The organism is Nocardia sp. NPDC060249 (genome assembly GCF_042728755.1).
Classification (GTDB): Bacteria; Actinomycetota; Actinomycetes; order Mycobacteriales; family Mycobacteriaceae; genus Nocardia.
The window spans coordinates 291,583-310,911 of the sequence record NZ_JBHXAQ010000003.1 but is presented as its reverse complement, the minus strand read 5'-3'; the positions used below and the strand labels follow the sequence as shown (position 1 = coordinate 310,911).

At 68.5% G+C, this 19,329-nt stretch carries 18 protein-coding genes; 11 read left to right on the top strand and 7 right to left on the bottom strand.

Translation table 11 applies throughout. The features are described 5' to 3' along the window. Window positions 1-126: 126 nt before the first annotated feature. On the bottom strand, window positions 127-1,251 hold the full coding sequence (locus ACFWFP_RS15180) for a citrate synthase 2 (protein ID WP_379295403.1): 1,125 nt from the start codon (window positions 1,249-1,251) through the stop codon (window positions 127-129). A 76-nt stretch (window positions 1,252-1,327) separates the two neighbouring features. Between ACFWFP_RS15180 and pdxH the strand changes: the two genes are divergently transcribed. The 5 genes from pdxH to ACFWFP_RS15155 all read left to right on the top strand — a co-directional run bounded on the left by pdxH (window position 1,328) and on the right by ACFWFP_RS15155 (window position 6,227). Continuing rightward, complete coding sequence (gene pdxH / locus ACFWFP_RS15175) at window positions 1,328-2,032, top strand: pyridoxamine 5'-phosphate oxidase (protein WP_379295401.1); 705 nt, start codon at window positions 1,328-1,330, stop codon at window positions 2,030-2,032. Between the two features lie 68 nt (window positions 2,033-2,100). Further along, complete coding sequence (locus tag ACFWFP_RS15170; RefSeq protein WP_379295399.1) at window positions 2,101-3,384, top strand: MFS transporter; 1,284 nt, start codon at window positions 2,101-2,103, stop codon at window positions 3,382-3,384. Window positions 3,385-3,642: 258 nt separating this feature from the next. Continuing rightward, window positions 3,643-4,956 (top strand): citrate synthase, encoded by a 1,314-nt coding sequence (locus ACFWFP_RS15165; RefSeq protein WP_101464504.1) that lies wholly within the window; start codon window positions 3,643-3,645, stop codon window positions 4,954-4,956. Window positions 4,957-5,019: 63 nt separating this feature from the next. After that, window positions 5,020-5,379 carry an FKBP-type peptidyl-prolyl cis-trans isomerase gene (locus tag ACFWFP_RS15160; protein ID WP_379295397.1) on the top strand — a complete coding sequence of 120 codons (360 nt, stop codon included), beginning with the start codon at window positions 5,020-5,022 and terminating at the stop codon, window positions 5,377-5,379. A 221-nt stretch (window positions 5,380-5,600) separates the two neighbouring features. After that, window positions 5,601-6,227 (top strand): hypothetical protein, encoded by a 627-nt coding sequence (locus ACFWFP_RS15155; RefSeq protein WP_379295395.1) that lies wholly within the window; start codon window positions 5,601-5,603, stop codon window positions 6,225-6,227. 52 nt (window positions 6,228-6,279) lie between these two features. On the opposite strand, the gene ACFWFP_RS15150 is transcribed toward ACFWFP_RS15155, so the two are convergent. After that, a complete protein-coding gene (locus ACFWFP_RS15150; RefSeq protein ID WP_379295393.1) occupies window positions 6,280-7,437 on the bottom strand; it encodes a hypothetical protein in 1,158 nt (385 codons plus the stop codon). A 277-nt stretch (window positions 7,438-7,714) separates the two neighbouring features. On the opposite strand from ACFWFP_RS15150, the gene ACFWFP_RS15145 reads away from it, so the two are divergent. Further along, entirely contained in the window at window positions 7,715-8,377 is a 663-nt protein-coding gene (locus ACFWFP_RS15145) for a hypothetical protein (RefSeq protein ID WP_379295391.1), read from the top strand. A gap of 97 nt (window positions 8,378-8,474) precedes the next feature. Beyond that, on the top strand, window positions 8,475-8,627 hold the full coding sequence (locus ACFWFP_RS15140; protein ID WP_379295389.1) for a hypothetical protein: 153 nt from the start codon (window positions 8,475-8,477) through the stop codon (window positions 8,625-8,627). Between the two features lie 54 nt (window positions 8,628-8,681). On the opposite strand, the gene ACFWFP_RS15135 is transcribed toward ACFWFP_RS15140, so the two are convergent. From ACFWFP_RS15135 to ACFWFP_RS15125, 3 genes are all read right to left on the bottom strand, one after another. Next, complete coding sequence (locus tag ACFWFP_RS15135) at window positions 8,682-9,938, bottom strand: sensor histidine kinase (protein ID WP_379295387.1); 1,257 nt, start codon at window positions 9,936-9,938, stop codon at window positions 8,682-8,684. 110 nt (window positions 9,939-10,048) lie between these two features. Then, complete coding sequence (locus tag ACFWFP_RS15130; RefSeq protein ID WP_379295385.1) at window positions 10,049-10,744, bottom strand: response regulator transcription factor; 696 nt, start codon at window positions 10,742-10,744, stop codon at window positions 10,049-10,051. A gap of 77 nt (window positions 10,745-10,821) precedes the next feature. Further along, on the bottom strand, window positions 10,822-12,867 hold the full coding sequence (locus tag ACFWFP_RS15125; protein ID WP_379295383.1) for an AMP-binding protein: 2,046 nt from the start codon (window positions 12,865-12,867) through the stop codon (window positions 10,822-10,824). 319 nt (window positions 12,868-13,186) lie between these two features. Here ACFWFP_RS15125 and ACFWFP_RS15120 point away from each other — a divergent pair, with 319 nt between their 5' ends. Genes ACFWFP_RS15120 through ACFWFP_RS15105 form a run of 4 tightly spaced genes read left to right on the top strand, consistent with a single transcriptional unit; the run spans window position 13,187 to window position 18,386 of the window. Then, window positions 13,187-17,011 (top strand): ATP-binding protein, encoded by a 3,825-nt coding sequence (locus ACFWFP_RS15120; protein ID WP_379295381.1) that lies wholly within the window; start codon window positions 13,187-13,189, stop codon window positions 17,009-17,011. Next, window positions 17,008-17,421: a roadblock/LC7 domain-containing protein gene (locus ACFWFP_RS15115; protein ID WP_011207200.1), complete on the top strand. Its 414-nt coding sequence runs from the start codon at window positions 17,008-17,010 to the stop codon at window positions 17,419-17,421. Before ACFWFP_RS15120 ends, ACFWFP_RS15115 begins: the two co-directional genes overlap by 4 nt. A 7-nt stretch (window positions 17,422-17,428) precedes the next feature. Continuing rightward, window positions 17,429-17,803 (top strand): DUF742 domain-containing protein, encoded by a 375-nt coding sequence (locus ACFWFP_RS15110; RefSeq protein WP_056818578.1) that lies wholly within the window; start codon window positions 17,429-17,431, stop codon window positions 17,801-17,803. Then, a complete protein-coding gene (locus ACFWFP_RS15105; RefSeq protein ID WP_174551063.1) occupies window positions 17,784-18,386 on the top strand; it encodes an ATP/GTP-binding protein in 603 nt (200 codons plus the stop codon). The genes ACFWFP_RS15110 and ACFWFP_RS15105 overlap by 20 nt, the downstream gene beginning before the upstream one ends. Before the next feature lie 60 nt (window positions 18,387-18,446). On the opposite strand, the gene ACFWFP_RS15100 is transcribed toward ACFWFP_RS15105, so the two are convergent. Both ACFWFP_RS15100 and ACFWFP_RS15095 read right to left on the bottom strand, forming a co-directional pair. Further along, the gene (locus ACFWFP_RS15100; protein WP_379295379.1) at window positions 18,447-18,980 is read right to left on the bottom strand and encodes a hypothetical protein; all 534 of its coding nucleotides are present in this window, start codon (window positions 18,978-18,980) and stop codon (window positions 18,447-18,449) included. Beyond that, a complete protein-coding gene (locus ACFWFP_RS15095) occupies window positions 18,977-19,255 on the bottom strand; it encodes a helix-turn-helix transcriptional regulator (protein WP_379295377.1) in 279 nt (92 codons plus the stop codon). Before ACFWFP_RS15095 ends, ACFWFP_RS15100 begins: the two co-directional genes overlap by 4 nt. Window positions 19,256-19,329 lie beyond the last annotated feature (74 nt).

Below are 19,329 nucleotides of genomic sequence, written 5' to 3'. Positions count from 1 at the left end.
CCGGCCCCCCCCCCCAAAACCCCCCCCGCCCTTTCACCCCCCCCCCCCCCCCCCGGACCCCACACACCCCCCGGGCCCCCCCCCCCCCCTTGGCCCCCCCCCCCCCGGTCGGGAGTCGGGAAAGGCTCAGTTGCCGGCGATGGTGGACCAGCCCGGAACCTCGTCCGGCGTACGCGGGCCGGGACCGGTGTAGATCGCGGCGGGGCGGACCAGCTTGCCCAGCTGCTTCTGCTCGAGGATGTGGGCGCACCAGCCCGCGGTCCGGCCACACGTGAACATCGCCGGCATCATGTGGGCCGGAACCTCGGCGAAGTCGAGGATGACCGCCGCCCAGAACTCGACATTGGTCTCGATGGCGCGATCCGGGCGACGCTCGCGCAGCTCGGCCAGCGCGGCCTGCTCCAGCGCGGCGGCCACCTCGAAGCGCGGGGCGTCGAGGCGCTGGGCGGTGGCGCGGAGCACGCGGGCGCGCGGGTCCTCGGCGCGGTACACGCGATGGCCGAAGCCCATCAGCTTCTCTTTGCGGTCCAGGATGCCCTTGACCAGCGCCCGCGCGTCACCGGACTTCTCGACGGCCTCGATCATCGGCAGCACGCGCGCCGGGGCGCCACCGTGCAGCGGGCCGGACATGGCGCCGATCGCGCCGGACAGCGACGCCGCCACATCGGCGCCGGTGGAGGCGATGACGCGGGCGGTGAAGGTGGAGGCGTTCATGCCGTGCTCGGCCGCGGACACCCAGTAGGCGTCGATCGCCTCGGTGTGGCGCGGGTCCGGGTCACCCTTCCAGCGGGTCATGAACCGCTCGGTGACGGTGTCGCACTCGTCGATCTTGCGCTGCGGAACGGCGGGCTGATAGATGCCGCGGGCGGACTGCGCCACGTACGACAGCGCCATCACCGAGGCGCGGGCGAGGTTCTCGCGGGCGGTTTCGTCGTCGATGTCGAGCAGCGGCTCGTAGCCCCAGATCGGGGCGAGCATGGCCAGGCCCGCCTGCACGTCGACACGCACGTCGCCGGTGTGCACCGGCAGCGGGAAGGGCTCGGCGGGCGGCAGGCCGCGACCGAACTCACCGTCGACCAGCAGCGCCCACACGTCGCCGAAGGTCACCTGACCGGTGACCAGATCCTGGATGTCGACGCCGCGATATCGCAGCGCGCCACCGTCCTTGTCCGGCTCGGCGATGTCGGTGGTGAAGGCCACCACGCCTTCCAATCCGCTGACGAAATCCTGTGGTACCGAGCTGGTAGTCATGGTGACTCTCCTTGCAGGGGCATGCCGATATTTCTGAACCCTAGACCCGGACATACCGCGGAGTAATCTCGCCCCTATGCGTGACCTGGACCCCGCCACGACCACCGCGCCCGACCTCGCCGCGATGCGTGTCGACTACGGCAATCCCCTGATCGTCGCGGCCACCGAACCCGATCTCGACGAGACCTGGGTGGCCGGTGGCTGGGAACCGTTGCTGCGCAGCTGGATCGAGCAGGCACGCGGTGCCGGAGTCGCCGAACCCAACGCCATGGTGCTGGCCACGGTCTCGCTCACCGGCCCCGCGCCGCGACCGGTGGCGCGCACGGTCCTGTGTAAAGGTCTCTCACCCGAGGGCGTCACCTTCTATACGAACTACGACTCGGCCAAGGGCGCCCAGCTCGCCGCCGACCCGTACGCGGCGGCGAGTTTCGTCTGGCCCGCGCTCGCCAGGCAGGTGCATGTGCGCGGGGTGACCGAGCGGGTGTCGGCCGAGGTGACCGCGGCCTACTGGGCGGCGCGGCCGCGGGAGTCGCGGCTGGGCGCGTGGGCTTCGCAGCAGTCACAGCCGGTGTCCTCGCGGGCCGAACTCGATCGCGTGCTGGCCGAGACGACGGCCCGTTTCGCCGATGTCGACGACATTCCCGTGCCCCCGTTCTGGGGCGGCTACCTGCTGCGTCCCGACGAGGTGGAGTTCTGGCAGGGCAGGCACGGCAGGTTGCACAACCGCATCGTGGTGCGGATCGACGGGCCGATCACAACCGTCGAACGTTTGCAGCCGTAACGAGCGGTGGCCTATGTCACTGCGCCTAAACATGGGATGACCGGGCGGCAGTGGCTAATCTGCGCTGAGTGAAGCTGCTCGCCGACACCGAACCCCTGCGTAATCGCGACTATCGCAGGCTGTGGACGACCAATATCGTCACCGTCATCGGCGCGCAGCTCTCGGTGGTCGCGGTACCGCAGCAGATCTTTCAGATCACCGGCAGCTCCGGCTACGTCGGCCTGGCCGGTCTGTTCGGCCTGGTTCCGCTGGTGGTGTTCGGGCTCTGGGGCGGCGCGCTCGCCGACGTGATGGACCGGCGCACCCTGCTCGTCATCACCACGGCGGGCACGGGCCTGACCGCGGTCGCGTTCTGGGCGCAGGCCGCGCTCGGGATGAACAATGTGTGGCTGGTCCTCGGGCTGTTCGCCACCCAGCAGGCGTTCTTCGCGGTCAACCAGCCCACTCGCAGCGCCCTGATCGCCCGGTTGCTGCCGCCGGAGCAGATGGCCTCGGCCAGTTCGCTGAGCATGACCGTGCAGAACGTCGGCATGATCGCGGGTCCGGTGCTGGCCGGTGTCCTGATCCCCGTGATCGGCCTGCCGATGCTGTATCTGATCGACTCGATCGCCCTGCTCGCGACGCTGTGGGCGGTGTGGCGGCTGCCCGCCTTCCCGCCGACCGGCGAGCAGCGCCGGGCCGGGCTGCGCGCCGTTCTCGACGGATTCCGCTATCTCGCGGGCCAGCGCGTGCTGCTCGCGTCGTTCGTCGTCGACATCATCGCCATGGTGTTCGGCATGCCGCGCGCGCTGTTCCCGCAGATCGCGCACGAGACGTTCCACGATCCGGCCGAAGGCGGGGTGGCGCTCGGCCTGCTGTTCGCGGCCATCGCGGCGGGGTCGGTGATCGGCGGCGTGTTCTCCGGGTGGATACCGCGGGTGCGCAGGCAAGGGCTGGCGGTGATCGTGTGCATCGCGCTCTGGGGCGTGGCGATGGTCGGCTTCGGGCTGGCGGTGGGGTTGGCCGGGCACCTGTTCGGGCTCGGGGTGTGGCTGTGGATCGCGGTGGCGTTCCTGGCGTTCGGCGGCGCGGTCGACATGGTCTCGGCGGCGTTCCGCACGGCCATGTTGCTCAACGTGTCCACCGACGAGATGCGGGGACGGCTGCAGGGTGTGTTCATCGTGGTCGTCGCAGGTGGGCCGCGGATCGGTGACGTTGCCCACGGTTTCGCCGCAGCGAGCATGGGTACTGCTGTAGCTGCCGCCGGCGGCGGCGTACTGGTGGTGATCGGAGTGGTGCTCGCCGCGCTGGCCTTCCCCGCCTTCGTTCGCTACCGAGTCACTCGCGCACATTCCGCAGTGGCAGTGAATTGACTTGTGCGGCAATCGGATTCGGGATCCGAATGCGGGCGCCGGGCAATCGTGCGGCACCGCCGCGGCGAGGGCGCGGAAAACGGGATCGGCGCAGGTCCGCGCCCCTGCGGCGACCTCACCGCCGCACGTGACCGGTGTGAGAACAGGACAGGACAACCCTGATTGCTCGCCCTGACCGAACAACAGCTAGCGTTAGCGCAAGCGCACCTGTGCCGACCGCACAGGTGCCTACGGTTCTAGCCTGAGAGGGATCCTTCCGTGCCCGCTGAGAACATCACCAACGTCACCGAAGACGCCAAGGCGGTACTCCAGTACCCCGGTGGCGAGTTCCCGATCTCGGTCACCAAGGCCGCGGAGGGTAACGACGGGCTCGACTTGGGCAAGCTGCTGGCCAGCACCGGTTACGTCACCTATGACCCCGGTTTCATGAACACCGCGTCGACCAAGTCGGCCATCACCTACATCGACGGTGAAGCGGGCATCCTGCGCTACCGCGGCTACCCGATCGACCAGCTGGCAGGCCGCTCGACCTTCATCGAGGTCAGCTACCTGCTCATCTACGGCGAGCTGCCGACCCAGGCCCAGCTCGACGACTTCACCGATCGCATCCGCCGCCACACCCTGCTGCACGAGGACCTGAAGCGGTTCTTCGACGGCTTCCCGCGCAACGCGCACCCGATGCCGGTGCTGTCGTCCGCGGTGAACGCGCTGTCGGCGTACTACCAGGACTCGCTGGACCCGCGCGACCCCGAGCAGGTCGAGCTGTCCACCATCCGCCTGCTGGCCAAGCTGCCCACCATCGCGGCCTACTCGTACAAGAAGTCGGTCGGTCAGCCGTTCCTCTACCCCGACAACTCGCTGTCGCTGGTCGAGAACTTCCTGCGGATGACCTTCGGCTTCCCGGCCGAGCCCTACGAGGTCGACCCCGAGGTCGCCGCCGCGCTCGACATGCTGCTGATCCTGCACGCCGACCACGAGCAGAACTGTTCCACCTCGACCGTGCGCCTGGTCGGCTCGTCCGACGCCAACCTGTTCACCTCGGTGTCCGGCGGCATCAACGCGCTGTGGGGCCCGCTGCACGGTGGCGCCAACCAGGCCGTGCTCGAGATGCTCGACGAGATCAAGGCCAACGGCGGCGACGTCAAGGAATTCATCCGCAAGGTCAAGAACAAGGAAGACGGCGTGAAGCTCATGGGCTTCGGGCACCGCGTCTACCGCAATTACGACCCGCGCGCGACCCTGGTCAAGCAGGCCGCCGACAAGATCCTGTCGAAGATCGGCGGCGACGACCAGCTGCTCGACATCGCCAAGCAGCTCGAAGAGGCCGCCCTCACCGACGACTACTTCGTCTCGCGTCGCCTGTACCCGAACGTCGACTTCTACACCGGCGTCATCTACCGGGCCATGGGCTTCCCGACCCGCATGTTCACCGTGCTGTTCGCGATGGGCCGCCTGCCGGGCTGGATCGCGCACTGGCGTGAGATGCACTCCGAGCCGCTGAAGATCGGCCGCCCGCGTCAGATCTATACCGGTTACGGTGAACGCGACTACCGCGCGATCGACAACCGCTAGTTTCGATCCGCCGTTGTCGGAAACTTTGTTGGGTACAGCAATCTATCGAAGGGGATAGCCCGTATGACCAAGCCGGAGATCGAATTCCAGGAGGGCCCCGCGCCCACCGAGCTCGTCATCACCGACCTCATCGAGGGCGAAGGCAAGGAAGCGGTGGCCGGTGGCACCGTCGAGGTGCACTACGTCGGCGTCGAGTTCGACAACGGTGAGCAGTTCGACTCCTCCTGGGATCGCGGCGAGTCCCTGACCTTCCCGCTGCGTGGCCTGATCCAGGGCTGGCAGGACGGCATCCCCGGCATGAAGGTCGGCGGCCGTCGTCAGCTGGTCATCCCGCCGGCGCTCGCCTACGGTGCGGCCGGTGCGGGCCACGCCCTCTCGGGCAAGACCCTGGTCTTCGTGATCGACCTGCTCAACGCGAACTGATCTGACAGCTTTCGGCCCGTGCTTCCCCAGGGAGGCACGGGCCGAAGCTGTTTCAGGGGTAAGGTTCGCGCCTCGCGAGCCGCGGGGTAATGTGCCCCGCGTAGGACGGAGCCCTACGGCTCCCGTGTGATTCGTTTCCACTGCGTTGTCCATGACAGTGACTTGTTTCGATTCGCCCGGGGCCGGGTTCTTCGGGAGTTTCGGGAGGGAGATTCTCGATCATGTTCCAACACAAGGTTGTTCGCCGTGCGCTGGCCGTGGCATTGCCCATCGCCGTGGCGGTGAGCGTGGCCGGGGTCGCGTCTGCGGAGCTCGATCAGCAGACGCGGTACGCGGCGGGATTGTCGAGTGCGGGGCAGGGCTACCGCACCACGGTCGCGCCGGACCTGCGCACCGTAGCCGCCTCGGTGGACGAGGGCCGGTTCCTGCTCGCACCCGACCGGGGCCGGGTCATCGTCGAGTCGGCGACCGGCGATCCGATCGGGGAGGTCCCCACCTCGTTCACCACGGTGAGCGGCAATGTGATCGCCTTGGCGACCGAGATCGCGGCCGACGGGCGAAGCATGACGGTGACACCGCGGCCCACCGCGGAGGCGAGCGACGAACTGAAGACCATCGCGACCACGCCCACCGCGCAATTCCCCGATCCGGTCCAGAACGCCGCCGCCATCGGCGCCGGCATCGGCGCGCTCATCGCCGCCGTCGTGTGCATCCCGATGATCACCACGATGATCCTCTACCTGCCGTGCGTCGGCCTGGTGGGTCTCCCCAACGCCTTGGTCGGCGCGCTGATCGGCGCGGTGGTCGGCGTAGCCGCGCCGCACATCATCCCGCAGGTCCTGCCCTGACCCTGAAAACCCCTGCGGCCCGGTCGGATCCACCGACCGGGCCGCAGTGCTTTCACTCCCGGACGACTTCGACGGGGTCGGTGAGGGCCAGGGCGAGGGCGGATTGCTGGGACTGGCCTCGTGGGGGGAGGGCTTCGAGGGCCTTGCCGGTCTGGGTGTTGAGGTTGCCGACGATGTTCTGCAGGGCGCCGACGCCGCCGGTGAGTTGTTCGACGGCCGAGAGGAGTTGGGCGCCGCCCTGTTCGGCGAGGGTGGGCAGGCCCTTGGCGAGTTCGGCGCCCTGGGTGAGTTGGTCGCGGGCGCTGTTGAGGCGGGCTACGACGGTGCGCAGGAGGGTGCCGAGGTCGGTGTCGGGATCTACTGCGGCGCCGGTCAGTTCGCTGAGGCCGTCGAGTTGGGTGCCCGCCTGGGTCGATACTCCACGTAGCGCTTCGAGTTTGGTGATGATGTCGGCGAGCTGCGGGTCGCCCGCGAAGGGGAGGGCTTTCAGCAGTGGCAGGATCTGGTCGAGACCGGAGCCCATGGCGGCCGCGGTGCTCTGGACGCCGGCGATGGTGACGCCGGTGGCGCCGAGGGCGTCGGCCAGCTGGGTCGCCTGCTTCGCCGCGCCGTCGACGGTCTGGTTCAGCAGCTCGATCGCCGAAGTGAGCTGGCCCGCACCCTCTTTCGCGTAGTCGAGGAAGCCGAGCATCTGCTCCGCACCGCCACTGAACTGGCTCGCGCCGTCGGCGGCGGTGTTCACGCCCGCGCTGAGTAGCTGGGCGGTGAACTGGACCGAGGTCATCTGGTTGCGTGCCTGCGAGACCGCGGCCAGCGCCGCGTCGACGCCGGACGCGCCGATCCGGTGCGTCACCACGTCGACCGCGCCGTTCACCGTGTTCGTGTCGGCGCCGTCGTGGGTGGTGACGGTGACCTTGGCGCGCTGGGGTTGCGGGGTGGCGAGGGTGGCCATCGACGCGGTGAGGTCGGCGGGCAGGGTGATCACGGCGGCGTAGTCGCTCGCGTCGATCTCACCGGGCTTGGCGACCGTCCATTCATAGCCGCCCGCATCCTGCACCGCCTTGGCCACGCGCTCGCCGGTCGGCCCGGAATCGGCGTTGACGAGCGCGATCCCGGTCGGTGCGGCATCCTTGCCGGAACAGGCGACAGCACCGCCCGCCAGTACTAGGGCGGTGATGAAGCAGAGCAGGCGGACGCGTTTGTCGATCACATCGGCGACGGTATCCCGGAGTTCGGTGCCGAACGTGGGAGATGTCTGAGAGTTCGTTGAGGAAGGGCGGTTCGGGGGTAGCTGCCGGTATGCCGGACGGGTAGCATGCGCGATCGCCGATCGATAGCTACCTGTTCAAACTATGCCTTGTGTCACAACATGTTCCGCAACCCCGTGGTGGTTCGGTACAACTCTCGAGTCAATCGACATCGAGATTTTTTCGATTCGTCCGGGGGGTTCGGGGATTCTTCGGAAGCATCGGGAGGGAGAACCGAACATGTTCAGCCACAACATCACTCGCGCGGGTCGCCGTGTGGTCTTCGCCGCGCTGCCGCTGGTCGTCGCGGCGTCGCTCGTCAGCACGGGCACCGCGGCCGCTGACGTCACCGTCGCGCGTCAGGCCGAGATCGCCGCCGGGCTGGCAAGCGAGGGCGCCGCCGACGGCATCGGCTACAAGACCACCGTCTCGCCGGACCTGCGCACCATCTCCGCGACCGTCGACAGCGGCCGCTTCGTGCTCTCGCCCGACTCCACCAACGTCGCCGTCATCTCCGCCGCCGGAGACAAGGTCAGCGAGCTGCCGCTGACGATGGCCACCGTCGGCGGCAACAACATCGCGCTGGCTTCGGTCGTCTCCGAGGACGGCCGCACGCTGCAGATCGCCCCGCAGCTGTCCGCCGCCACCACCGATGAGCTGAAGAGCATCGCCACCAACCCCGAGGCCGGCAACCACGACCCCGTCCAGAACGGTGCGGCCGCCGGCGCCACCATCGGCTTCCTGACCGCGGCGATCCTGTGCATCCCCGCACTGGCCGCGTTCATCATCGGCTACTTCGTCTGCGCGCTCGGCTCGGGTCTGACCTACGCGCTCACCGGCGCGGTGCTCGGCGCGGTCATCGGCCTGGTCATCCCGGAGTCGATCCCGCAGGTTCTCCCCTGATTCCAGCTTTGGTCGCTGGGCGTTAACTGTGCGGTATTCTCGCGAGTGTCTTCACCCCGCGCCGATCAGGCGCGGAACTCACGAGAGTGGAGGTTCGATGTCCGACACCGACGATGTCAAAGCCAAAGCCAAGGCCAAGGCTGAGGGCGAGAAGATCGAGGCGGAAGCGAAGAAGGCAGCGGCCACCGTGAAGGAAGCTGCCGAGCGCGCGGCGGGCAGAGTGAAGGACGCTTTCAAGAGCGACAAGTAGTAGCGAGCTCGGCCCCGCACCCACGGTCACCGTGGGTGCGGGGCTTTCGTGTTTCTACCGGGCCGGGCGCGCGGGCAGGTCGATGACGAGGCGGGCGCCGCCGAGGGGGCTGTCCTCGAAGTAGGTCAGCCCGCCGTGCAGCTGGGCCTGCTGGGCGACCAGCGCGAGGCCGAGGCCCGAACCGCCCTTGGTGGCGTTGGCGCCGCGGGCGAACCGCGCGAAGACCGCCTCGCGCTCGCCGGGCGCCACGCCGGTGCCGTTGTCGTCGACGGCGATGACGATCCGGCCGTGTGCGGTGCGATGCGCCGACACGACAGCGGTGGTGGCGCCGCCGTGCTTCACCGAATTGGTGAGCGCGTTGTCGACGGCCAGCCGCAGACCGGCGGGCAGGCCCCGGGTCACCAGCTCGGCGTCGGTGTCGATGCGCACCGACAGGCCGGGGTTGTGGCGCATGGCGTCGTGGGCGGCCTGGTCGCACAGGTCGGCGACATCGGTGGGGACATGGTCGGTCTCGGCGGTGAGATCGCCGCGGGCGAGCCGTTCCAGCGCCGACAGGGTGGTTTCCACTCTGGTCTCGTTGCGGGCGAGGTCGGTGAGGATCTCGTGGCGCTGCTCGTCGGTGAGGTCGAGGGTGCGCAGGACCTCGAGGTCGGTGCGGATCGCGGTGAGCGGAGTGCGCAGTTCATGGGCGGAGACGGCGGCGAAATCGCGGGCGGTCTCCAGCGCGGCGGCGGTCTCGGCCTGGGCCTGATCGACACGGGCCAGCATGGTGTTCACCGCGTCGGCCAGCTTCACCGCTTCGTCGACCCCGGAACCGTCGACCGGCCGGTCGTGCTCGTCCGGTTCGCCGCCCGCGCTGCGGGCCGACACCTGCTTGGTCAGCTTCACGATCGGGCCGACCGCGCGTCCGGCGAGCAGCCAGCCGAGCGCCGCCGCGGCCGCCACCGCGATCGCCGCGCCCGCGAGGACCCAGCGTTGCTGATCGTCGGTGGCCTTGGCGGCCTCGGTGGTCGGAATGGCCAGGGAGACGGTGCGGCCCGCGGGTTGGTTCTCGGTGGTGGTGAGCACCCGGTAGGGCTGGTTGCCGAGCTCGACGGTCTGCGAGCCGGGAGGCAGATCCGGCAGCTGGGTCGAGCTCGACGCGGTGACCTGGCCGTCGTCGCGCACCGTGAGCGCCATGGTGTTCTGCAATCCGGTCAGGTTGACGAAACCGGTTGCCAGCACCGGCTCGATCAGCACGATCCGCGAGGCGATTTCCAGTTGCTGATCGGTTTGGGTGACATTATTGCGTTCGATTGCCTGAAAACCCACGAATGCGGCGATCGTGACGATGATGACGGCACCCGCCGCGGCCGCTCCCGCGACTCTTGTCCGGAGCGAAAACGATTGTCTGCGACGATGTTTCAGCGGTCGTTCGGAGATCATTTCAATTCCCGGAGTACGAAACCCACCCCGCGAATCGTATGCAAAATCCTTGGCGTGTCATCTATTTCGAGTTTCCGGCGCAGGTATCCGACGAACACGTCCACCACATTCGTATCGGCTATGAAATCGTAACCCCACACCAATTCCAGCAGCCGTTCGCGCGTCAACACCACACCGGCATTCCGGGCCAGTGTCGACAGCAATTCGAATTCCCTTTTGGTGAGCTCGATTTCGCGCCCGTGCAGGAGCGCGCGATAACCGGCGACGTCGACCAGCAGCGGCCCGACGGTCAGCGCGCCGGGCGCCACGGGCTCCGGTGCGTCGGTGCGGCGGCGCAGCAGGGCCTTGATCCTGGCCACCAGTTCGGCCAGTTCGAACGGTTTCACCAGGTAGTCGTCGGCGCCGGACTCGAGACCCGCGATCCGGTCGTCCACCGAAGCGCGGGCGCTGAGTACACAAATGGGCACGTCATTGCCCATCGCGCGCAAAGCGGTGACCACTCCCGCGCCGTCGAGGACCGGCATGTTCATGTCGAGTACCACCGCGTCGGGCACCTGCTCGGCGACGGCCCGCAGCGCGGCGCCACCGTCGCGCGCGACCAGTACCCGGAACCCGGACAGTCGCAGGCCGCGTTCGACCGAGGCGAGAACGTCCTCGTCGTCGTCGACGACGAGCACGGTAGAGGAAGTCACGTGGTGAGCATATATATCGGCGGCCCGGGAGCCGCGTGGTCTCGGCCGCCCCTGCGGGGCTACGAAGACTTCAGTCGTCACGGGGCCGGGGAAACCGAGTCGTTGTCCTGTTCGGGGGTGGCGGCCGTGGTGATGTTGCCGAGCGGCGGGTTGGCGAGGATGCGGTCCGCCAGGGCGGTGAGGACATGGGGGTCCTCGATGGTGGCGGGGGTTTCGACGTGTTCACCGGCGGTGAGCTGGCGGATCGTCTTGCGCAGGATCTTGCCGGAGCGGGTCTTGGGCAGGCCGGTGACGATGATCGAGTCGTGCAGGGTGGCGATCGCGCCGATCTGGGCACGCACCCGGTCGTCGAGTTCGGCGCGCAACTGCTGCTGGTCGATCTCGACGCCCTGCTTGAGCACCACATATGCCAGCGGCAGGCTGCCCTTGAGCTCGTCGGGCATGCCGATCACCGCGCATTCGGCGACGGCCTCGTGCCCGGCGATGGCGGCCTCGATGCTGCCCGCCGACAGGCGGTGCCCGGCGATGTTGATCACGTCGTCGCTGCGGCCGAGGACGTAGAGGTAGCCGTCCTCGTCGAAATAGCCCGAGTCGCCGGTGAGGTAGTGGCCGGGGAAAGCCGACAGGTACGAGCGGATGAAGCGATCCCGGTCGCGCCACAAGCCGGTCAGGCAGCCGGGGGGCAACGGCAGCCCGATGACGATATTGCCCTCGGTTCCGGCGGGTACCGCGTTGCCGTTCGCGTCGAGCACGCGCAGCCGGTAGCCCGGCACCGGCACGCTCGCCGAACCGGACTTGACGGGCAGTTCCTGCACGCCGAGCGGGTCGGCGCAGATCGGCCAGCCGGTCTCGGTCTGCCACCAGTGATCGACCACCGGGGTGTCGGGATGGTCGGCCAGCAGAGTGTTCGTGGCCCAGTCGAAGGTGGCCGGATCCAAGCGCTCGCCCGCGCAGAACAGCGCGCGCAGCCGGGACAGGTCGTAGCGGTGGGCCGCGGTGGCGTCGGGGTCGGCGCGGCGGATCGCGCGCAACGCGGTCGGCGCGGTGAACAGCACCCGCACGTCGTGCTCGTCGACGATCCGCCAGAACGCGCCCGCGTCGGGGGTGCCGACCGGTTTGCCCTCGTAGAGCACGGTCGTCGCGCCGACCAGCAGGGGCGCGTAGACGATGTAGGAGTGGCCGACGACCCAGCCCACATCGGAGGCGGCCCAGAACACCTGACCAGGGCCGACGTCGTAGATGTTGCGCATCGACCAGGCCAGCGCCACCGCGTGTCCGCCGTTGTCGCGCACCACGCCCTTCGGCTTACCGGTGGTGCCGGAGGTGTAGAGGATGTAGAGCGGATCGGTGGCGGCCACCGAGACCGGATCGGCGGGCGCCACGCCGTCGAGGCAGTCGTCCCAATCGACCCAGCGGGCGGCGACGGTCTGCTCCGAGGACGGCAGCACATCGGTGGCGGGCAGGGCGGCGGGGAACTCGATCGTCGTGAACTGCGGCCGCTGCTTCACGATCACCGTGCGTACCGACGCGGTCTCGGCGAGATCGAGCGCGGCCATCACGATCGGCGGGTAGTCGATGCGGCGGTTGGGCTCCAGGCCGCCCGAGGCGGTGATGATCAGGACCGGCTCGGCGTCGTCGATGCGGGCGGCCAGCTCGGGCGCGGCGAACCCGCCGAACACCACCGAGTGCACCGCGCCGATGCGGGCACAGGCCAGCATCGCGATCACCGCTTCGGGGATCATCGGCAGATAGATCACCACGCGATCACCGGCCACCACACCGAGATCGCGCATGGCTCCCGCGAACTCGGCCACCGCGTCGAGCAATTCGGCGTAGGTGTAAATCGTGGTGGTGTCCGTCATAGCGGAGGCATATATGAGGGCGGGTTGATCGGCGTGTCCACCCTGGTCGACGGTGCCCGCCCTGACGTGGCGGTCGAGGGCGTTCACACAGGTATTCAGGCGGGCATCGGGGAACCACCGGGCCGACCGCTTATCGGCGGCATCGACGATCTGCTGCGGTTCGACATCCCACTCGATGCCCTGAGCTGCGGCGGACCAGAAGTCGGCTGGGTCGACCAGGCTGGTCTGATAGACCGGCCGGTACTCGTGTTCGGTGTCCAACCCCGTGACTCCCTAGCCTCGCTTCGATGCCCGCTCGATAGATCCAGATGATTGTGGCAGACTTCACGCGACACCCGAGGGGGTGCCGCGACCTTTGGTTTTGCCTACAACAGGCTGGTCATCGCGCGGACCTCTACCGGGAGTCAGCCAAGAAGTTATTGATCCGTTAGAATCCGATGTCACTTATTCGGGCAGTCGTAGACGCAATTTCTCGGCCAGCCGTAGTTCTCGGCCAGCAGCCACTGGCGAGCCACCATCGCGCCTGTGGAGGTTCGCCTCAGGCGTACGGTACGAGGCCAGTTTGGAAAGTGAGTGGGAGATGCGTGACGCCGCTAGGTCCGGCAGCAAACGCTGGGCGCTCGGCAACTGGGACCTGCGTTGGAAGGTTACGGCCGTACTTGCCGTGCCACTCGCGGTCGCGGTCGGGCTCGGCGTGTCGAGAATTACCTCCGAGTTCTCGGAGGCCAACCGGCTCTCCAGTATCAACGAGCAGGTAGACACGATTCCGTCCGTCACCGCGCTGAGTGCTTCCACGGCGAAGGTGTCGGGCAGTCAGATGGTGCCCGCCGGTCCGGGGGTCACCCTGGTCACCGACAAGGACCTCACCGATCTCGACGCCGCGATCAGCGCGGCCGAGACGGCGCTCGGTCGGCTGACCGATCTGCCGACCGCGCACGGCGCGCTCGAGCGGATGGTCAAGCAGGCCAAGAATGTGCGCGCCCAGGGCAAGGCGCTGTCGTCGTCGGCCGAGCCGGTGCTGGCCTCGGTCGAGCAGATGACCAAGGACAGCGTCAGCATCGTGGAAACCACCATCGCTCAGGTGAGCGATCCGGTGATGGATACCGCCAAGCTGCGCCTGGTCGACTCGCTCAACACGCGTTCGGTGCTCGTCGACGAGCTCGCCGGTATCTCCGAAATGCTGCGCGGCCTCGACACCGGGGCACAGAACTACCTCACCGGCGTCGCGACCGAGCGCCACCTGCTCGACGTGCTCGCCAACCGCTTCCCCGACGGCGACCGGGTGATCGCCGACCTCAAGGCCCAGGCCGAGGTCCGGCAGAACCTGGTGAGCGGTCCCGAGGTGGCGGCGGGCAAGCTGCCCGTCGGCGATATGCGGACCTCGCTCTACGGCAGCCTCCAGGCCTACGAAGGCGTCGTGAACGACGCCACCAAGGCCATCGAGTCCTCGATGGACGAACTCACCACCTCGGCCGCCACCGGCGCCTGGACCTATACCGCGGTCGTCATCGCGACGATCCTGGCCGCGCTGCTGCTCGCCGTGTTCGTCGCCCGCTCGATGATCGTGCCGCTGCACCGCCTCCGCCTGGCCGCGCTGCGCGTCGCCGAGTCCGATCTGCCGCACGAGGTCGCCCAGCTCCGCAACGGCGCCGCGCCCGAGGACGTGCCGCTCGAGCCGATGCCGGTGCGCTCCGACGAGGAGATCGGCCAGCTCGCCCGCGCCGTCGACGATATCCACGGTCAGGCGCTGCGCCTGGCCAGCGACCAGGCGCAGATGCGTTCACAGGTCAACGACATGTTCGAGACGCTGGCCCGCCGGTCCAAGTCGCTCGTCGACCATCAGCTCACCCTCATCGAGGCGATGGAGTACGACGAGAAGGACCCGCGCCTGCTCGAGAACCTCTTCCGGCTCGATCACCTCGCCGCGCGCATGCGCCGTAACGGTGACAACCTGCTGATTCTGGCGGGTACCAAGCAGCGCCGCACCAAGTCGGCCCCGGTCGAGATCGCCGACGTGCTGCGTGCCGCGATCTCCGAGGTCGAGGACTACGAGCGGGTCAAGCTCGGCGCCACGCCGCGTGGCTCGCTCGTCGAACCGGCCGCCTCCGATATGGCGCACCTGTTCGCCGAGTTGCTCGACAACGCGCTGCGGGCCTCCCCGCCGGAGACCGACGTCAAGTTCACCTTCGCCCAGGCGCACGACCAGGGTCTGCTGATCGAGGTCGCCGACCGCGGCATCGGTATGCCGCCCGCCGAGATGTCGGAGATCAACCACCGGCTCGAGCAGACCGCCGAGCCCGGTCCCGACACCGCCCGCCACATGGGTCTGTTCGTGGTCGGCCGGTTGGCCGAGCGCCACGGTCTCACCGTGCGTCTGCGCCCGACCTTCGATACCGCGCGCGATCCGGGCGTCACCGTCACCGTGCACGTGCCGGTCGGCCTGATCGTCGCCGGTGCCGGTGGCCCGGTGGTGCCGCCGCAGCAGGTGCAGCAGCAGAACGCGCCCGCACCGCAGCAGCAGCGACCGAGCCCGCAGCAGCAGCCGAGCAGCACCATGCAGACCCGCGCGATCACCCGCACCCCGGGTGGCAACGTGATGGTCACCGTGGATCCCGGAACCAGCGGGCCCCCGGCGGGTGCCGGTGGTGGGCTGCCGCAACGTCAGCCGGGTAACTCGATGGCGTCGGGCGCGGCCCAGGACGCGAACGAGCAGTCGTCGCCGTCGCTGCGTCCGCCCGCGCCGGGTCAGGGGAACGTGCCCCAGCGCGGCAAGCTCGCCGCGGCGAACCTACCCAAGCGCAACCTGGCGCCGGGTGGGCCGCAGCGTCCGCCCGCCGGTCCGGGTCAGCAGGGTCCGGGTGAGCAGAAGCCCGGTGGGCCGCCGCAGGCCGGTGGTGGGCTGCCGCAACGTCAGCCGGGTGCGAACGGCGCGCCGTCGCGGGATTCCGCGCAGTCGCCGCGTGATTCGGCACCGCCGCAGCGCGATGCGGCACCGACGCAGCGGGGCAGCACCCCCGGTGGGCTGCCGCAGCGTTCGCCGGGTGCCAACGGCGCCCCGCAGCGGGATCCCTCGGTCGGCCTGCCACAGCGTGATCCCTCGCCGCGACTACCGCAGCGTGAGCAGACCGGTGGCCTGCCGCAGCGTGACCCGGCAACGGGCCTGCCGCAGCGCGATCCCTCGACCGGCCTCCCGCAGCGTGAGCAGACCGGTGGCCTGCCGCAGCGTGATCCGGTGACGGGTCTGCCGCAACGCGAAGCCGCGAACGCCCAGCGTGATCCGGCGCAGTCGACCGGGTTGCCGCAGCGTGGTCAGGGAAGTTCCGCACCGCAGCGTGATTCCGAGCCCGTGCAGCGCGACCCGTCGACCGGGCTCCCGCAGCGGGGCAACGCCTCCGGCGGTCTGCCGCAACGCGATCCCGCGCCGCGGCTGCCGCACCGGGATCAGTCCGGTGGTCTGCCGAGGCTCGATCCGACCGGTGGTCTGCCGCAGCGTGACCCGTCGACCGGCCTCCCGCAGCGGGACCAGACCGGCGGTCTGCCGCAGCGCGATCCGTCCAACGGCCTCCCGCAGCGGGACCAGACCGGTGGCCTCCCGCAGCGTGATCCGTCCAACGGCCTCCCGCAGCGTGAGCAGACCGGTGGTCTGCCACAGCGTGATCCGGCCGGCGGACTTCCGCAGCGGGCCCAGCCTGCCCGTTCGGCCAATGGCCTGCCGCAGCGCGCAAACCCTGCGCCGCAGCAGGATTCGGCCGACAACGGCCTGCCCCAGCGCGCCCCGGCCGCGGGTCAACCGCAGCGGGAGGCGCCCAACGGCCTGCCCCAACGTGCGGCTGCGCCGAATGGGCTGCCGCAGCGCGATCCCGGGGCTAGTGTGGTACCGCAGGCGAACGCCGGGCCAGGAGTGGCTCTGCCGCAACGGGATCGGGACCCTGCGGGGCCGGATAACGCTGCGTCGGCAGGGCGTGATCCGGGTCGGCACAGCTTCCGGTCCAATCCGGTCAAGGCTGCGTCGTTCTTCCAGACCAGGTTGCAGCCGGCACCGGAAGGTGATTCCGTGATGGGCGGAACACCGATCTTCGCCGAGATGATGTCGGCGTGGCTCACGGACGAGAATTCCGACCGGAACCAGATGGCTGCCGCCTTCGAATCACCGGGTGACGAGGGTTGGCAGGCTGCACGCGCGGCCAGCGAAGCCCAGTCCGAGGTGCGTACCGCCGCCGGCTTGCCTCAGCGCAGTCCGGGCGGAAGGCTTGTGCCGGGTGGTGTGAGCGGCACCGCTGATCGCACCCCGCAGCAACGCGATCCCGCCACGATCCGGAACAGCCTGAGTCGTCATCAGCAGGGTGTCCGGGATGGCCGCGCAATGAAGGCAATGAACCTAACCGGAGATAAAGGAGACCGATGAACCCCGATCTAGGTGGTACGAACCGTCAGCTGGATTGGCTGGTTTCGAACTTCGCCAACGAGGTTCCTGGCGTAGCCCATGCCGTCCTGGTCTCGGCTGACGGACTGTTGATGGCCGCGAGCGCTCAGCTCCCGGTCGACCGCGCGGAACAGCTCTCCGCGGTGACCGCCGGACTGGCGAGTCTTTCCGTCGGCGTGTCGAATCTGTTCGAAGGCGGTACGGTACTCCAGTCCGTCGTGGAGATGGAGCACGGATACCTGCTGCTGATGGCAGTCGGCGACGGCTCCTACCTAGCGGTCCTGACCAACACCTCGTGTGACATCGGTCAGGTCGGCTACGAAATGGCACTTCTGGTCGAGCGCGTTGGCCAGACGGTCCAGGCCACCCCGCGCGTCACGATGGGTTCCTGATGGTGGGATGGACATAGACGATCACCGCATGGGGAGCGCCGAGCCCAGCCTCGTCCGCCCGTACTCCTTGACTGCCGGCCGCACCAGGCCGGCGGTCGAGTTGGCGCTGGAGGCACTCGTCGCATCGCATCCGGTCGCCATGGAGCGGCAGTACGAACTGAACAACCTCGAAACGTCCATCGTGGAGTTGTGCAGGCAATCGCCGTCCGTTGCCGAGATAGCTGCCCAGCTGTACATCCCGATCGGGGTGGCCCGGGTACTCGTAGCCGATCTGATCGAGGCCGGCCACGTCCGGGTTTCGGCAACTTTGAAAGACGATTCCAGCGACGATGAACGTCGCGAGCTGATCGAAAGGGTTCTCAGTGGACTCCGGCGTATTTGATTCGACGGCGCAGGTCGATACCCGCACGGCCAAGCCGACTTCGGCGAAGATTGTGGTCGCCGGCGGCTTCGGTGTGGGTAAGACCACGATGGTCGGCGCGGTGTCGGAGATCGTTCCGCTGCGCACCGAGGCGTTGGTGACCAACGCCAGTACCGGAATCGACAACCTGACCGGTATTCCGCAGAAGTCGACCACCACGGTGGCGATGGACTTCGGCCGTATCAGCCTCGCCGACGACCTGGTCCTGTACCTGTTCGGTACGCCGGGCCAGTACCGGTTCTGGTTCATGTGGGACGACCTGATCCGCGGCGCCATCGGCGCCGTGGTGCTGGTCGACACCCGCAGGCTCGAAGACAGCTTCGCCGCTGTCGACTACTTCGAGGCCCGCGGACTGCCGTTCCTGGTGGCGCTCAACGAGTTCGACGACGCGCCGAAGTATCCGCTCGAGGACATCCGCCAGGCCCTGGCGGTTCCCGCCGACGTGCCGATCATGTCGATCGACGCCCGTCGCCGGGAACCGGCCAAGCAGGCCCTGGTCGCCTTGACCGAGTACGCGTTGCGCAAGGTCATGCAGGGCTACTGAACGGAGCCTCTGCACTGACGGACGGGGCTGCTGCGATGAAGGCCGCAGCCCCGCTCTTCGTCAGTACTCCGGTTCGGGATCGGGCCGGGTCCAGCCGAGGATCATCGCCGGCGCGCAGCCACCGGCCATGATCGTGGCCAGCATCATCAGTCCGCCCGCGTAGGCGATGCGATAGGCATCGGCCTCCGGTGAGAACGCGCTGCCGAAGATCAGGTACGCCAACGGCGCCATGGTCAGCGACTGGGTGAGCGCGAGTCCCGCCGAGCGTGCCTTGTTGCGCTCGGTGATCTCCAGTTCGTCGAGCATCTGATCGGGCGCGTGATCCTGGCCGCCCGAGGCGATCCGCAGCATCGTCCAGCTCGGCAGGAACACCAGCGCCGAGACGAGCGCGACACCCGGCGCCCCGAACAGGTCGAGCGCGCGCATCACTCCCGCGACGGCGATCCCGAGCAGCGCGATCGTCACGATCACCACGAGAATCCGCCGTCGGCGCAGCGACCGCCAGCTCGTCAGCATTCCCGCTGTCCGTTGCTCCTGCACGAGCCAGCGCCGGACCCGATAGTTCTGGTAGCGGTCGATGAGCGTGCTGGTCATGGCATGTCGCCTTTCGTGCGTGGGTAGAGCTCGGCCGACAACGGCCCGAATTCCTTGCGGGAGAACACGACTTCGATCGGTAGCGCGAACAAATCGCAGATGCGCATCGCCAGATCGAGGCTCGGATAGTGATCGCCACGCTCGAGCGCGCCGATCGTCTGGACATTGACATCGACGGCCTCGGCAAGCGCCGCCCGGCTCATCCGATGCTCCGCGCGCAACACCGCGATGCGATTGAAGATCGGCAGGGTTTCCCCTCTTCTGACTGGGCTCACCTAATGAAGTGTTGTAAAAACACAACATATTGTCAAGGTATCCCAATGCTTCGCTGTGATCTCGTGACCGCCGG

Coding starts and splice junctions, on each gene's coding strand:
- ACFWFP_RS15180 (WP_379295403.1), bottom strand. CDS start 1,251: ATGACTACCAGCTCGGTACCACAGGATTTCGTCAGCGGATTGGAAGGC.
- pdxH (WP_379295401.1), top strand. CDS start 1,328: ATGCGTGACCTGGACCCCGCCACGACCACCGCGCCCGACCTCGCCGCG.
- ACFWFP_RS15160 (WP_379295397.1), top strand. CDS start 5,020: ATGACCAAGCCGGAGATCGAATTCCAGGAGGGCCCCGCGCCCACCGAG.
- ACFWFP_RS15155 (WP_379295395.1), top strand. CDS start 5,601: ATGTTCCAACACAAGGTTGTTCGCCGTGCGCTGGCCGTGGCATTGCCC.
- ACFWFP_RS15145 (WP_379295391.1), top strand. CDS start 7,715: ATGTTCAGCCACAACATCACTCGCGCGGGTCGCCGTGTGGTCTTCGCC.
- ACFWFP_RS15140 (WP_379295389.1), top strand. CDS start 8,475: ATGTCCGACACCGACGATGTCAAAGCCAAAGCCAAGGCCAAGGCTGAG.
- ACFWFP_RS15120 (WP_379295381.1), top strand. CDS start 13,187: ATGCGTGACGCCGCTAGGTCCGGCAGCAAACGCTGGGCGCTCGGCAAC.
- ACFWFP_RS15115 (WP_011207200.1), top strand. CDS start 17,008: ATGAACCCCGATCTAGGTGGTACGAACCGTCAGCTGGATTGGCTGGTT.
- ACFWFP_RS15110 (WP_056818578.1), top strand. CDS start 17,429: ATGGACATAGACGATCACCGCATGGGGAGCGCCGAGCCCAGCCTCGTC.
- ACFWFP_RS15100 (WP_379295379.1), bottom strand. CDS start 18,980: ATGACCAGCACGCTCATCGACCGCTACCAGAACTATCGGGTCCGGCGC.